Origin of the sequence: uncultured Xylophilus sp. (assembly GCA_913776965.1) — a bacterium.
Classification (GTDB): domain Bacteria; phylum Pseudomonadota; class Gammaproteobacteria; order Burkholderiales; family Burkholderiaceae_C; genus Xylophilus.
Window position 1 is genome coordinate 1 of sequence record CAJYQL010000022.1, and the last position, 13,982, is coordinate 13,982.

A 13,982-nucleotide genomic window follows, 5' to 3' on the forward strand; every position below is an offset into this window, starting at 1 on the left:
GCGATGAATGGAGTTACCCGGCCCGCACTGCGATACCACGGCGGCAAGTGGAAGCTGGCACCCTGGCTGATGTTGCTGTTTCCGCCGCACCGCATCTACGTCGAACCCTTCGGCGGCGGCGCCTCGGTGCTGTTGCGCAAGACCCGCGCCTACGGGGAGGTCTACAACGACCTCGATGGCGAAATCGTCAACCTTTTCCGCGTGCTGCGCGACCAAGGCCCGGACCTGCAGCGACTGCTGGAGCTGACGCCGTTCGCCCGCACTGAGTTCGACCTCGCTTACTCGCGCAGCGACGACCCGCTGGAGCAGGCGCGGCGCACGGTCGCGCGGTCCTTCATGGGCTTCGGTTCCGCCGCCGCCACCGGCGAGCGCAGCGGCTTCCGCGCGAACTCGAATCGCTCGGGCACGACGCCGGCGCACGACTGGGCCACTCATGCCGCCGCTCTTCCCGCACTGGTCGAGCGGCTGCGCGGCGTGGTGATCGAGAACCGTGATGCGATGGCGGTTGCAGCCCACCACGACGGCGCCAACACGCTGCACTACTTCGACCCGCCCTACGTCCATAGCACCTGGTCCGGCAAGGTGCGCGGAACGCAGGAGGCAGGACGGGCCAGCGGCAAAGCCTATCGCCACGAAATGGACGACGCAGCTCATCGCACCTTCGCTGCAACGGCTGCCGGCCTACGCGGCATGGTCGTGGTGTCAGGCTACGCTTGCCCGCTTTATGACGAGCTGTTCGGGCACTGGGAGCGCTTCGACCGGCATACCTTCGCCGACGGCGCACGTCCGCGCATCGAAGCGGCATGGATAAACCCCGCATGCTCGGCCGCGCTGAAGCGTGCGCGCGGCGGCCTGTTCGCGGAGGCCGCATGAAGCGGGACGACTATATCCTCTGCCTCGAGGCGTTGGTATGAACGACCTCCGCGAACGCAGTCCAAATTTACGAAAGGTCTTTCTGGTGATGTTGTCAACACCTTCAGATGGACTAATTCTGCGATTTCCTGTTGAGCAAGGCTTTGTTCAAAGTGGCGACCGCATTGGACACTGGATCGATTACTTTGGCGACTGCACGCTGGACCTCAACTTCCGCCTCAGACGGATTGGCAGATCGATCTGGAACCTCTTTCCGCATATAGGTCGCAGCAGCGCGCAACGAGAGAAGCGCTTCGAGTTCATCTACACCCATGCCATTTGCGTCAATTCCGGCAAGAACGCTATCTCGCGCCTGGAGGTCCGCGTCCATTTGGGGAAACTTATCGCGCAAACGGTTCTGGCAGGCATAAACCAGAATTATTTGAAGCGTGGACAACAAGGCCTGTCCGGTGTTCAGCGCTGCTTCGACGCGAGCATTTGCTGCGCTTTGCTCCGCAAGACGGTGCCGCCGCGCTTCCTCACGTATTTGCCATCCAACGACCGATGCAGAAACGAAGATTGCAACTGCGCCGAAGATACCTTGAGCCCACCCCGCCAAATGTTGATTGTCGTCTGCCCACGCATTAACGCTTGGCCAAGCTATTGCGAGTACAGCCACCGTGAGAGTAAAGAGCCAAATCCATCCCAGGATTCGCAGAGTTATTTGCATGTGAATGTTGGTGGGGTTTTTGGAGACAACCGCATTATGCCAATAACCCATGCCCGAAAATCAGTCTTTGGATGGCATCCACCAACAACTTTCGCCACCACACCAGGGAAGTCATTAGGGGAAAAACTGTGACTCGACTAATCGACACAGCTGACATCGCTCAGCTATTGGGGGTATGTCGTGCGCACGTCACCAATCGCATCGTCAAACGTGCCGACTTTCCAGCTCCAGTGATCAATCTTAGCCAGCGCCTAAAAAAGTGGTCCGCTGACGACGTCGCCCGATACGTCAAAGGCGGGCAGCGATCTCCTCGGGCGTCTCGCGGTAATACGCATCCAGCAGCTGGCGCAGATCCTTGTGCCCGCTGATTTTCGCCAGTGTCATCACGTCGACCTTACGCGCCATGCGTGTCAGAGCGTCGGCTCGCGAGTCATGGAAGTGCAGGTTCTCCAGCAGCAACCTGTCGCGAATCTTCCGGAATAGCACGTCGAGGCTGGCGCTGCTGATCGTGAAGTAGCGATCGCGCCTTGCCGCCGCAGCGGCATCGTCCAGCACACGCAGGACACGGGCGGCCTTCCGAAAGAGTGGAACGTGCCGCACGCCCACCACCTCCACCGTTTTATGCACGCCGAGCGTTGCGACACGCCGCTGCAGATCCACGGTCGACCGGGCCAAGCCCATCACCTCGCCGGCACGCATCGCGGTGTGATTCGCGACCAGGTAAGCCCAGGCGACCTCCTGTTGCGGCGTTGCCGGCGGCACACCAGGGCGATAGCCCAGGTGACGCAGCACCAGCCGCAGCTCCGCCCATGCGGTGCGCCGCGTACGGGCGTGAGCCTTGCGGGGCAGCTTTAGGGCCTTCCACGGCGTCGGCTCACCGGTCCACTTCCACTCCTGGGCGGCCACGCTCCAGACGTTGCGCAGCTGGGCGGCTTCCCGCACTACCGACGAATCCGATACCTCCGCGCGTCGAGCATCCCGCCACACCCCCAGGTCGGCAGTGGTGATGGTGTGCAACACCTTGCCGGCCAAGTCGGGGAACATTCGCTCGAATGCCGCGAAACGGAGCATCTCTGCGCGGGCGCCGCGCTTATGCTTCGATATCTCTTTTTCGTAGCGGCGGAAGGCGTCGGAGAGGGTCTTTGCAGGGTACTGAGCCCGGACGCCGGCAGCCAGTGCTGCCTCTTCCGCGGTAGCCCACGCCAGTGCCGCGGCCTTCGTCTCGCGCGTCGCGGACGTGCGCACGCCCGCCCGCTCGACCTCGGCTCGCCACCCGTTTTTGACTTTCCTCAGGTACGCCATCACCCTCTCCGCCCGCCGCGCGGGATTCCGCGCGGGAATCACGCGGGATGGCAGTGTAAGACTCGATGATTTGCGGTCGTAGCCGGTCAGCATGCCGCCCAAGAAAAAAGCCCTGATCTCGCTGGAGAACAGAGCTTTTGAAGGACTAGGTAAGACTCGATGATTTCGAGCAATTTTCGTCCGTGGTGCGCGGGGGGGGACTCGAACCCCCACACCATTGCTGGCGTCAGGACCTAAACCTGGTGCGTCTACCAATTTCGCCACCCGCGCGGGCCTTGTCTGCAAACGCAGTGCTGCGACACGAGGTCGACCGGCACTGCGCGAAATCGGCAACCCGCGAGTTTAGCCTGCCGCGGGCGCCTTTTCCGCCTCCGGCCGCCGGACGCGGAACCAGGCCGCGTACATCGCCGGCAGCGCCAGCAGTGTCAGCACCGTCGCCACCACCAGGCCGCCCATGATCGCCACCGCCATCGGCCCCCAGAACACGCTGCGCGACAGCGGGATCATGGCCAGTACCGCTGCGGCTGCGGTCAGCACGATCGGCCGCAGCCGGCGCACCGCCGACTCGACGATCGCGTCCCAGGCCGGCACGCCGGCGGCGCGGTCCTGCTCGATCTGGTCGATCAGGATCACCGAATTGCGCTGGATCATGCCCATCAGCGCGATCACGCCCAGCAGCGCGACGAAGCCGAATGGTCGGCCGAGCAACAGCAACGCCGCCGCCACGCCTGCGATGCCGAGCGGCCCGGTGAGGAACACCAGCAGCGCCCGGCTGAAGCTCTGCAGCTGCAGCATCAACAGCGTGAAGACGAGGAACAACATGATCGGCACGCCCGCGGCGATCGAGGCCGAGCCCTTGCTGCTCTCCTCCACCGCGCCGGCGACCTCGATGCGGTAGGCGGTGCGGCCCTCGGCGTGCCAGCGCGCCTCCAGCTCCCGCAGCGCGGGTAGCAACTCGTCGGTGACGGTGGCGCCCTGCAGGCCTTCGGCGATGTCGGCCTGGACGGTGATCGCGTAGTCGCGGTTCTCGCGCCACATCACGCCCGGCTCCCAGGTGAAAACCGGCTTGGCGACCTGCAGCAGCGGGATCGCCTTGCCGGACGCGGTGGCGACATAGGCATTGTCCAGGTCGGAGATGGTGTCGCGCTCGGCCAGCGGCTGGCGCAGCACGATCTCGATCAGCCGGTCGCCCTCGCGGTACTGGCCGACCGTCGTGCCGCTGAACAGCAGCCGCGTCGCCTGGGCGATGGACTGGCTGCTCACGCCCAGCGCGCGGGCCTTGTCCTGGTCGACCTCCAGCCGCATCGCCTTGACCGACTCGTTCCAGTTGTCGTTCACGCCCAGTGTGTGCGGGTTCTGCCGCATCAGCGCCGCGACCTCGTCGGCCCGTGCGCGCAGCGCCGCCGGGTCGGTGCCGACGACGCGGAACTGCACCGGATACGGCACCGGCGGGCCGCTCGGCAGCAGCTTGACCCGGCCGCGCACTTCGGGAAATTCCTGTGCGAGCAGCGCCGGCAGCCGCAGCCGCAGCGCCTCGCGGGTCGGCAGGTCGTCGGGCATGACGATCAGCTGCGACACGTTGCTCTGCGGGAACACCTGGTCGAGCGGCAGGTAGAAGCGCGGCGTGCCGGTGCCGATCCACGTGCTGACGGAGACCACCCCGGCCTCCTGCCGCAGCCGGGCCTCGACCCGGCGCGCCACCTGCTCGTTGGCGGCGAACGGCGTGCCTTCGGCGGACCACAGGTCCACGATGATCTCGGGCCGGCTGGAATCGGGGAAGAACTGCTGCTGCACCCGGCCCATGCCGAGGATGCCGAGGCCGAACACCGCGACGGTCGCGCCGATGGTGATCCAGCGGTGTGCGACGCACCAGTGCACTGCCCGCCGGAAGGCGTTGTAGAAGCGGCTGTCGAACACTTCGTGCGGCTGGCCGGCAGCGCCGGCGTGCGGCGGCGGGCGCAGCAGCCAGGTGCCGAGGTAGGGCACGAAATAGACCGAGGCGACCCAGCTGGCCAGCAGCGCGATGACGGTGACCGCGAAGATCGCGAAGGTGTATTCGCCGGTCACCGACCGGGCGATGCCGATCGGCAGGAAGCCGGCCGCGGTGATCAGCGTGCCGGTCAGCATCGGCATCGCGGTGATTTCGTAGGCAAAGGTGGCGGCGCGGGCCTTGTCGTAGCCCTCCTCCATCTTCCGCACCATCATCTCGACCGCGATGATCGCGTCGTCCACCAGCAGGCCGAGCGCGATGATCAGCGAGCCGAGCGAGATCTTGTGGACCCCGATGCCCCAGTAGTCCATCGCGAGGAATGTCACCGCCAGCACCAGCGGGATCGTGATGCCGACCACCAGCCCGGGCCGCACGTCGATCGTCCAGCCTTGCCACCAGCGGCGCGCCCCCGGCCGGCGGTGCAGGCCCAGGCTCACGAAGCTGACCGCCAGCACGATGATCACCGCCTCAGCCAGCACCCGCAGGAATTCGTCGACCGACGCGGTCACCGCGGCCGGTTGGTTCTGCACCTGCACCAGCCGGGCGCCGGCCGGCAGCGTGGCGCCGAGCTGCGCGACATGCTTCTGCAGCGCCTCGCCGAGCGCGACGATGTCGCCGCCCTTGGCCATCGACACGCCGAGCGCGATCACGTCGCGGCCCTGGTGCAGGACCTTGACGCTCGGCGGGTCGAGCGTACCGCGGCGGATCGTCGCGATGTCGCCGAGCCGCAGCTGCGCGGCACCGGCCGGGCCGCGCACCGGCATCGCCTGCAGCTGAGCGACCGCCTCGAAAGCGCCCTCCACCCGCAGCTGGACCACGTCGTGGGCGGACTGGATCGCGCCGGCGCTCTCGACCGCGTTCTGCTGGCCGAGCTGGTCCACCACGCTCGACAGGCTGATGCCGAGCTGCGCGAGCCGCTGGCGCGGGATCTCGACATAAATCTTCTCGTCCTGCACGCCGAAGAGTTCGACCTTGGCCACATCCTTGACCCGCAGCAGGCCCTGGCGCACGTCGTCGGCCAGCACCCGCTGCTCGGCCGGGCCGAAGCCGTCGGTCTCCATCGCGTAGATGACGCCGAAGACATCGCCGAACTCGTCGTTGAAGAACGGCCCCTGCACGCCCTGCGGCAGCGTGGCGCGGATGTCGCCGAGCTTCTTGCGCACCGTGTACCAGACGTTGGGCACCTCCGCGGCGCGGGAGTTGTCCTTGATCTGGAAGATGATCTGCGACTCGCCCGGCTTGGAATAGCTGCGGATCTTGTCGGCGTACGGCACCTCCTGCAGCGTGCGCTCCAGCTTGCTCGTGACCTGCTCGGCCACCTGCTGGGCGGTGGCGCCGGGCCAGTAGGTGCGGACCACCATCGCGCGGAAGGTGAAGGGCGGGTCCTCGTCCTGGCCGAGCTGGAAGTACGCGGCGAAGCCGAGCACCATCAGGGCGACGAGCAGGTAGCGGGTGAGCGCCGCATGTTCCAGCGCCCAGCGGGAGAGGTTGAAGCCGGGGCCAGGCTCGCGGTCGTGGTGGACGGGGGTGGTCATGGCGCGATCACCGGCCGGTCGCGGGGGGCCGGCGCGGCGGCCGATGCGGGAGCCGTCGCTGCGGACGCCAAACCATCTGCTACGCTTTTCGTAGCACTCTGCGCAGGCAGGTCCTGCGCAAATGGGTACTTTCCTTCGTAGATCGACACTTTCTGCCCCGGCGCCAGCACATGCACGCCGGCCGCGACCACCCGCTGGCCGGGCTGCACGCCGTGGGTCACGACCACGTCGCTGCCGTCGATGCCGCCGACGGCGACCGGCTGGGCGCGGACGGTCATCGTCGGCTCGTCGAGCAGCCAGACGGTGGTCGTGTCGCCGTCGCGCCGGAGGGCGCTGGTCGGCAGGCGCACCCCGGCGGCCGGCGCCGTGCCGACCGCCTGTGGCTGCACCGACACGGTGGCGCCGAGCGGCGGCGCCGCGCCCTCGAGCGCGACTTTCACGGTGAAGGTGCGGGTCGCGGGATCGGCCGCTGCGCCGACCTCGCGTACCCGGCCCTGCAGCGCGGCCTCAGTGCTCCACGTACGCACCGCGACCGGCTGGCCGGCCGTGAAGCGGCGGACCTGGTCCTCGGGCACCGCGAAGACGGCATCGCGCACGCCGTCGACAGCCACCCGCACCACTGGCGTGCCGGCCGCAACGACCTGGCCGGCCTCGGCCTCGATGGCGGTGACGATGCCGGGGGCGTCGGCCACCAGGCTCGCATAGGCCGCCTGGTTGCCCTGCGCGGCCAGCTGGGCCTGCGCCTGGTCCAGCGCCGCCTGAGCGGAGCGGACCTGCGCCTCGCGCCGCTCCAGTTCGGCGGCGCTGATGAAGTTCTGGGCCTTGAGGGCGGCGTAGCGCTGGAAATCCGCCGCCGCCAGGTCGCGCGAGGTGCGGGCCGACGCGACCTGCGCCCGCGCCGCATCGGTGGCCAGCCACAGGTCCTGCGGATCGAGCTGCGCCAGTACCTGGCCGGCCGCGACCCGCTGGCCGACCTCAGCATGCCGCTTCAGGATCTTGCCGCCGACCCGGAAGCCGAGCCGCGACTCCACCCGCGCCCGCACGTCGCCGGCGAATACGGGCGCCTCGCCGGCACCGGCAGGCACTGCCGTCACCAGCTTGACCGCGCGGACCGGCTCGGGCGGCGGGGCCGGCCGCGAACAGCCGACGAGCGACAAGGCCAGCAGCAAAGACGCGGACGGCACCGACCAGCGGGCGGTAAAAGACCGGAGCGACCGGCATGACCAGAACAGAGGGGCCATGGCGGCGTTTCCCGTTTAATGACTGACGGGTTAGTAATTTAGGCGACGGCCTGGCGGACTGTCAATGCGGCCGCACCCGGTCGCGGCTCGCCAGCGCCCCGCATTGCCCGACGCGACGCCAGCCCCTCGCCGACAATGCCGGGCGTGACCGCCGCCCCCGACCATTACGAGAATTTCCCCGTCGCCTCCTGGCTCTGCCCGCCACGGCTGCGGCCGCCCATCGCAGCGCTGTACCACTTCGCCCGCACCGCCGACGACATCGCCGACGAAGGCGACGCGCCGACCGCCGTCCGGCTCGACGACCTCGCCGCCTACCGCGCCGATCTGGACGCCGCCGCGACCGGCGCCCCGATCTCGCCGCGCTGGGCGCCGGTCTTCGGCCCGCTGGCGCGGACGATCGCCGACTGGCGGCTGCCGCTGCCGCTGTTGCGTGCGCTGCTCGACGCCTTCGTGCAGGACGTGATCTTCACCCGCGACCGCCGCACCTATGCGGACCGCGCCGAACTGGTCGACTACTGCCGCCGGTCCGCCGACCCGGTCGGGCGGCTGCTGCTGCATCTCTACGGCATCGCAGACCCGGCGGCGCAGGCGCGCAGCGATGCGGTCTGCACCGCGCTGCAGCTCGCCAACTTCTGGCAGGACCTGTCGGTGGACATTCCCCGCGGCCGTCACTACCTGACCGACGCCGACTGCGCCGCGCACGGGGTCGGCCGGGCGGAACTCGCCGCCCTGCTTTCCACGCCCGCCACTATCGAATTGATAGCTGATTGCACAGCCTGGACGCGCGCCACTATGCAAACAGGTTCCGATATCGTGCACGACGTGCCGGGCCGGGCCGGCTGGGAACTGCGGCTGGTCGTGCAGGGCGGGCTGCGCATCCTCGACCGCATCGCCGCGGGCGGCCACCGCAGCCTGGAGCACCGGCCCACCGTCGGCGCGGCCGACCTGCCGACGATGCTGTGGCGTGCATTGCGCATGTGAGGCGCCGGCGAGGCATCCGGACCCGACGAGCCCGGATGGGTCGGGGTGGGACAATCGCCCGACTTCCGAACGCGCCATGAATCCCGAAGACTACGTCCAGCAGAAAGCCGCCGCCTCGGGCAGCAGTTTCTATTACGCCTTCCTGTTCTTGCCGCGCGAACGCCGTGCGGCGATCACCGCCTTCTACGCCTTCTGCCGGGAAGTCGACGACGTGGTGGACGACATGGTCGATCCGAGCGTGGCCGCCACCAAGCTGGCCTGGTGGCAGGGCGAGGTGGCGCAGGCCTTCGCCGGCAAGCCCAGCCATCCGGTGATGAAGGCGCTGATGCCGCACACCGCCGCCTACGGCATCGAGGCGCGCCAGCTGCAGGCGGTGGTCCAGGGCTGCCAGATGGATCTGGAGCAGACCCGCTATCTCGATTTTCCCGCGCTGGAGCGCTACTGCTACCTGGTGGCCGGCGTGGTCGGCGAGGTGGCGGCGCGCATCTTCGGCCAGACCGACCCGCGCACCACCGACTACGCCCACAAGCTGGGCCTCGCCTTCCAGCTGACCAACATCGTGCGCGACGTCGGCGAGGACGCGCTGCGCGGCCGCATCTACCTGCCGGTCAACGAGCTGCAGCAGTTCGATGTGAAGGCGCACGAAATCCTGAAGCGGGTGCATTCCGACCGGTTCGTCGCGCTGATGCGCTTCCAGACCGAGCGGGCCGAGCGGCTGTATGCCGAGGCGCTGGCCCTGCTGCCGCCCGCCGACCGGCACAGCCAGAAGCCGGGGCTGATGATGGCGAGCATCTACCGCACCCTGCTGCGCGAGATCGCCCGCGACGACTTCCAGGTGCTGCACCAGCGGGTCAGCCTGACGCCGCTGCGCAAATTCTGGCTGGCGTGGAAGGTCCAGGCGCTCGGGTGGGTCTGATGCGCCGCCGCGTCCGAGCCGCATGAAGGTCGCCGTCGTCGGCGCCGGCTGGGCCGGACTCGCCTGCGCGGTCGCGGCGGTCTCGGCCGGCCATGCGGTCACGGTGTTCGAGGCCGGCCGGACCGCGGGCGGCCGGGCCCGCACGGTGAACGGCACCCCGCCGCTCGACAACGGCCAGCACATCCTGATCGGGGCCTACACCGACACGCTCGCGCTGATGCGCACCGTCGGCGCCGACCCGGACGCGCTGCTGCTGCGCCTGCCGCTCACGCTGCGGTTTCCCGATGGCGGCGGCATCGCCTTGCCCCGCTGGCCGGCGCCGCTCGACCTGCTGGCCGGCATCGCGACGGCGCGCGGCTGGTCGTGGGCCGACCGCTGGTCGCTGCTGCGTGCGGCCCTGCGCTGGCGGTGGGCGGGCTTCCGCTGCGCGCCGGAGGCCACCGTCGCCGACCTGTGCGCCGGCATCGCCCGCCGGCCGATGGAAGATCTGATCGATCCGCTGTGCGTCTCGGCGCTCAACACGCCGGCGGACGAGGCGAGCGGCGCGGTGTTCCTGCGGGTGCTGCACGACGCCCTTTTCGCCGCGCCGCGCGGCGGCGACCTGCTGCTGCCGCGCGCCGACCTGGGCGCCCTGCTGCCGGAACCTGCGCAGCGCTGGCTGGCCGCGCGGAGGGCGGCGGTGCTTACAGGCCACCGCGTGCAGACGGTCGTCGCCGACGGCGCCGGCTGGCAGGTGGACGGCGTGGCCTTCGCCCGCGTGGTGCTGGCGTGCCCGCCGGGCGAGGCCGCACGGCTCGCGCGCGCCACCGGCGATCCGGCCGCGGCCGCCTGGGCCGACCGGGCCGACGCGCTGCGCTTCGAAGCCATCGCGACGGTCTACGCCACCGCCCTCCGCGGGCTGGCGGAGCCGATGCTCGCGCTGCGCAGCACCGACGCCACCCAGGCGCCGGCGCAGTTCGTCTTCGACCGGGGCCGCCTCGGCGGGCCGGCCGGGCTGCTCGCCTTCGTGGTCAGCGCCAGTCGCCTGCCCCGCGCCGACATCGAAGCCGGCGTGGTCCGGCAGGCGGCCGACGCCCTCGGGACAGAGATCCGCGTGGTGCAGACCATCGTGGAAAAACGCGCCACCTTCGCCTGCACGCCCGGGCTGGCGCGGCCCGGACTGCACATCGCGCCGGGCCTGCTCGCCTGCGGCGACTACCTAGACGGCCCCTACCCTGCAACGCTGGAAGGCGCGGTCCGCAGCGGCCGGCAGGCAGCGGCTGCCATTTGCTCCTGATTCGATAGCTACCTGCGCAGGTAGGACGGGCGCAAACACCCGATTTCCGTCGAAACTACAGGCCGAGCAGCCCGCAGAGCGCGCCCAGTTCCGTCACCTCGGCCTGCGGCCGGCAGGGATGCTCCCAGACCAGCCCCGCCCGATTGACCCAGGCCGCCTGCATGCCGGCATCGAGCGCGCCGACCACGTCGGCGGCCACATCGTCGCCGACGTGCAGCACCGCCTCCATCGGCACGCCGACCGCGTCCGCTGCGGCGGCGAAGATGCGCCGGTCGGGCTTGGCGACGCCGCAGCCGCGGGCGCTCACCTTGGCGCGGAACAGGTGGCCGATGCCGACCACGTGCACGTCGGCATTGCCGTTCGACAGCGCCACCAGCGGCCAGCGCGCCGCCAGCCGCTCCAGGGCCTCCAGCGCGTCGGCATAGAAATCGACCCGCTGGCGCTCGGCGAAGAACAGGTCGAAGGCCGGATCGGCGAGCGCCGGGTCGTCGCCCGCCTGCACCAGCGCCCGCCGGATCGACTCGCGGCGCAGCGCGCTCATGTCCTGCGCCAGGTGCGGCAGGTCGGCGCCGACCTGCATGCGGATGGCCCGCAGCGCCGGCGCGTCGGCGAACAGGCGCGCGGTGGCCGGCGCGTTGTCGGTCAGCCAGCGGTGCAGCACCTGCTCGGCCCGCTCGATGGCCGGCCAGACCGGCCACAGCGTGTCGTCGAGGTCGAGGCTGATCGCGCGGATGCGCGAAACATCCAGAGGTGGGGGCGTGGACATGGGTCGGGGAGAATAGCGCATGCCCCTGTCTCCCTCCCGATTCGCCCCCGAGCCGGCCTACGTGCACGGCACGCCGCAGCGCACGGCCATCCTGTTCTGCAACCTCGGCACGCCCGACGAACCCACGCCCGCGGCAGTGCGCCGCTACCTCGCCGAATTCCTGTCCGACCCGCGGGTGGTCGAGATCCCCGCCATCGCCTGGAAGCCGATCCTGCACGGAATCATCCTGCGCACCCGGCCCGCCAAGTCGGCCGCGAAATACCGTACCGTCTGGACCGACGAGGGCTCGCCGCTGCAGGTCTGGACGCAGAAGCAGGCGGCGATGCTGCGCGGCTGGCTCGGCGAGGCGGGCCACGACGTGCTGGTGCGCGGCGCGATGCGCTACGGCAACCCGTCCATCGCGTCGCAGCTCGACGCGCTGAAGGCCGAAGGCGCGACCCGCATCCTGGTGCTGCCGGCCTATCCGCAGTATTCGGGCACCACCACCGCGAGCGTGGTCGATGCGGTCAATGCCTGGAGCGCCCGGCAACGCCATATGCCGGAATTCCGCTTCGTCGTCCGCTACCACGACCATCCCGGCTACATCGCGGCGCTCGCCGCACGGGTCGAGGCGCACTGGCGCACCGAGGGCCGCGGCGAGCAGCTGGTGCTAAGCTTCCACGGCGTGCCGGCCCGCACGCTCGCGCTGGGCGACCCGTACCACTGCGAATGCCACAAGACTGCACGGCTGCTGGCGGCGGAGCTCGGCCTGCATCCGCACGAGGTGACCGTGACCTTCCAGTCGCGCTTCGGCCGCGCGAAATGGCTGGAGCCCTACACCGAGCCGACGGTGGTCGGGCTGGCGAAGGCCGGCACCAGGCGCATCGACGTGCTCTGCCCCGGCTTCACCAGCGACTGCCTGGAGACGCTCGAGGAGATCAACATGGAAGTGCGCCACGCCTTCACCGAGGCCGGCGGCGAGACCTTCCACTACATCCCGGCGCTCAACGACAGCAGCCCGTGGATCGCTGCCCTCTCGGCAATCGCACAGCACCACCTCGCCGGCTGGCCGACACGCCGGCCGGACCCACGCGAGGGCGAGGCATCGAAGGAGCGCGCACGGGCGATGGGCGCGCCGGCCTGACGACGCTCCAGGACCGCCCGGGGGCGCCGGGGACGCAGTACACGGGCAGGCACAGGACGGAGCCAGGTACCGGTGGCGTGCACGGACAGGGTCCGTCCTGCCAGGGCATGCGTCGCCATCGCCAACCGCGATGGTGCAGTCGCCGAACGGTGCTTGGCAGCCACCGCCGACGCGTGGATGATGCGCGCCGGCCTGTCGCACCCGCCGGCACGGCCCGACCCAGGAGACAACCCGCCATGCACATCCACCTTCCCTGCCGCCGCTCGCTGCTGGCCGCCGTTGCCGCCAGCGCCTGCTCCTTCGCCGGCCTCGCCACCGCCGACACGGCCTATCCCAGCCGCCCGGTCACCGTCGTCGTGCCGCAGGGCGCGGGCGGCGCCAACGACGCGATCGCGCGCATCGTGCTGCAGCGGGTGTCGGAATTGCTCGGCCAGAGCTTCGTCGTGGACAACCGCGTCGGGGCCGGCGGTAACATCGGCACCGCCTACGCGGCCAAGGCCAAGCCCGACGGCTACACGCTGATGCTGACCAGCGACAGCGCCCAGGTCGTCGCACCGGCCCTGTACAAGTCGCCGGGCTTCGACCCGATCAAGGACTTCGAGCCGGTGGCCGCCGTGGCGACCGCGGGCTACGTGCTGGTGGCCAACCCGTCGTTCCCGGCGAATTCGGTGCGCGAGCTGATCGCACTGGCGAAGGCCAAGCCGGGCAGCATCTCCTATGCGTCCGCCGGCAACGGCACCCTCAACCACCTGATCGCCGAGGTGCTGCGCAAGCAGGCAGGCATCGATATCCAGCACGTGCCCTACAAGTCGTCGGCTGCGGCCGCGACCGACGTGGTGAGCGGCCAGGTACCGATCTCGGTGCAGAGCCTGCCGTCGTCGATCGGCTTCATCCAGGGCGGCAAGCTGAAGGTGCTCGGCGTGGTGAACCCGAAGCGGGTGCCCGCGCTGCCGGACGCGCCCACCATCGGCGAGACGCTGCCCGGCTTCGGCTTCACGCCCTGGTACGGCATGTTCGCGCCGGCCGGCACGCCGCCCGAGGTGGTCGCCAAGCTGCATGGCGCGGTCGAGAAGGCGCTGGCCGCCAAGGACGTGCAGGACCGGCTCGCCCAGCAGGGCGCGGAACCGTGGCGGCTGGGTTCGGCCCAGTTCGGCGCATCGGTGAAGACCGAACTCGGCCGCTGGGCGACGATCGTCCGGGATTCGGGCGCGCGGGTCGACTGAACGCGCTGCCCAGAGCGGCCCCCCCGGGCCGTTCGAGACTCAATCCT

General features: G+C 69.7%; 11 protein-coding genes and 1 tRNA gene. 7 read left to right on the forward strand and 5 right to left on the reverse strand.

Going from position 1 to position 13,982, the window contains the following annotated elements; genetic code table 11:
* Together QZ500_RS02920 and QZ500_RS02925 are read left to right on the forward strand one after the other, a co-directional pair.
* Window positions 1-873: DNA adenine methylase (locus QZ500_RS02920; RefSeq protein WP_366762464.1), on the forward strand; the 873-nt coding region annotated here is incomplete at its 5' end.
* 37 nt (window positions 874-910) lie between these two features.
* Entirely contained in the window at window positions 911-1,714 is an 804-nt protein-coding gene (locus QZ500_RS02925; RefSeq protein ID WP_295850573.1) for a hypothetical protein, read from the forward strand.
* A 156-nt stretch (window positions 1,715-1,870) separates the two neighbouring features.
* On the opposite strand, the gene QZ500_RS02930 is transcribed toward QZ500_RS02925, so the two are convergent.
* The 4 genes from QZ500_RS02930 to QZ500_RS02945 all read right to left on the reverse strand — a co-directional run bounded on the left by QZ500_RS02930 (window position 1,871) and on the right by QZ500_RS02945 (window position 7,593).
* Window positions 1,871-2,977 carry a tyrosine-type recombinase/integrase gene (locus QZ500_RS02930; protein ID WP_295850576.1) on the reverse strand — a complete coding sequence of 369 codons (1,107 nt, stop codon included), beginning with the start codon at window positions 2,975-2,977 and terminating at the stop codon, window positions 1,871-1,873.
* 90 nt (window positions 2,978-3,067) lie between these two features.
* A tRNA-Leu gene (locus tag QZ500_RS02935) sits at window positions 3,068-3,154 on the reverse strand.
* Between the two features lie 72 nt (window positions 3,155-3,226).
* Window positions 3,227-6,409 carry an efflux RND transporter permease subunit gene (locus QZ500_RS02940; RefSeq protein ID WP_295850582.1) on the reverse strand — a complete coding sequence of 1,061 codons (3,183 nt, stop codon included), beginning with the start codon at window positions 6,407-6,409 and terminating at the stop codon, window positions 3,227-3,229.
* Window positions 6,406-7,593 carry an efflux RND transporter periplasmic adaptor subunit gene (locus tag QZ500_RS02945; RefSeq protein ID WP_295850584.1) on the reverse strand — a complete coding sequence of 396 codons (1,188 nt, stop codon included), beginning with the start codon at window positions 7,591-7,593 and terminating at the stop codon, window positions 6,406-6,408. Before QZ500_RS02945 ends, QZ500_RS02940 begins: the two co-directional genes overlap by 4 nt.
* Before the next feature lie 192 nt (window positions 7,594-7,785).
* Here QZ500_RS02945 and hpnC point away from each other — a divergent pair, with 192 nt between their 5' ends.
* The 3 genes from hpnC (at window position 7,786) to hpnE (ending at window position 10,823) form a co-directional block, all read left to right on the forward strand.
* The gene (hpnC, locus tag QZ500_RS02950; RefSeq protein ID WP_295850587.1) at window positions 7,786-8,631 is read left to right on the forward strand and encodes a squalene synthase HpnC; all 846 of its coding nucleotides are present in this window, start codon (window positions 7,786-7,788) and stop codon (window positions 8,629-8,631) included.
* A 76-nt stretch (window positions 8,632-8,707) separates the two neighbouring features.
* Window positions 8,708-9,547 carry a presqualene diphosphate synthase HpnD gene (hpnD, locus tag QZ500_RS02955; RefSeq protein ID WP_295850589.1) on the forward strand — a complete coding sequence of 280 codons (840 nt, stop codon included), beginning with the start codon at window positions 8,708-8,710 and terminating at the stop codon, window positions 9,545-9,547.
* 22 nt (window positions 9,548-9,569) lie between these two features.
* Complete coding sequence (gene hpnE / locus QZ500_RS02960) at window positions 9,570-10,823, forward strand: hydroxysqualene dehydroxylase HpnE (RefSeq protein ID WP_295850592.1); 1,254 nt, start codon at window positions 9,570-9,572, stop codon at window positions 10,821-10,823.
* Between the two features lie 55 nt (window positions 10,824-10,878).
* Here hpnE and QZ500_RS02965 read toward each other — a convergent pair whose 3' ends face one another.
* Window positions 10,879-11,589, reverse strand: coding sequence for an HAD-IA family hydrolase (locus QZ500_RS02965; protein ID WP_295850594.1), 711 nt, complete (start codon window positions 11,587-11,589; stop codon window positions 10,879-10,881).
* A gap of 19 nt (window positions 11,590-11,608) precedes the next feature.
* On the opposite strand from QZ500_RS02965, the gene hemH reads away from it, so the two are divergent.
* On the forward strand, window positions 11,609-12,712 hold the full coding sequence (hemH, locus tag QZ500_RS02970; protein ID WP_295850597.1) for a ferrochelatase: 1,104 nt from the start codon (window positions 11,609-11,611) through the stop codon (window positions 12,710-12,712).
* Window positions 12,713-12,948: 236 nt separating this feature from the next.
* A complete protein-coding gene (locus QZ500_RS02975; RefSeq protein WP_295850600.1) occupies window positions 12,949-13,935 on the forward strand; it encodes a tripartite tricarboxylate transporter substrate binding protein in 987 nt (328 codons plus the stop codon).
* Window positions 13,936-13,982: the final 47 nt, after the last annotated feature.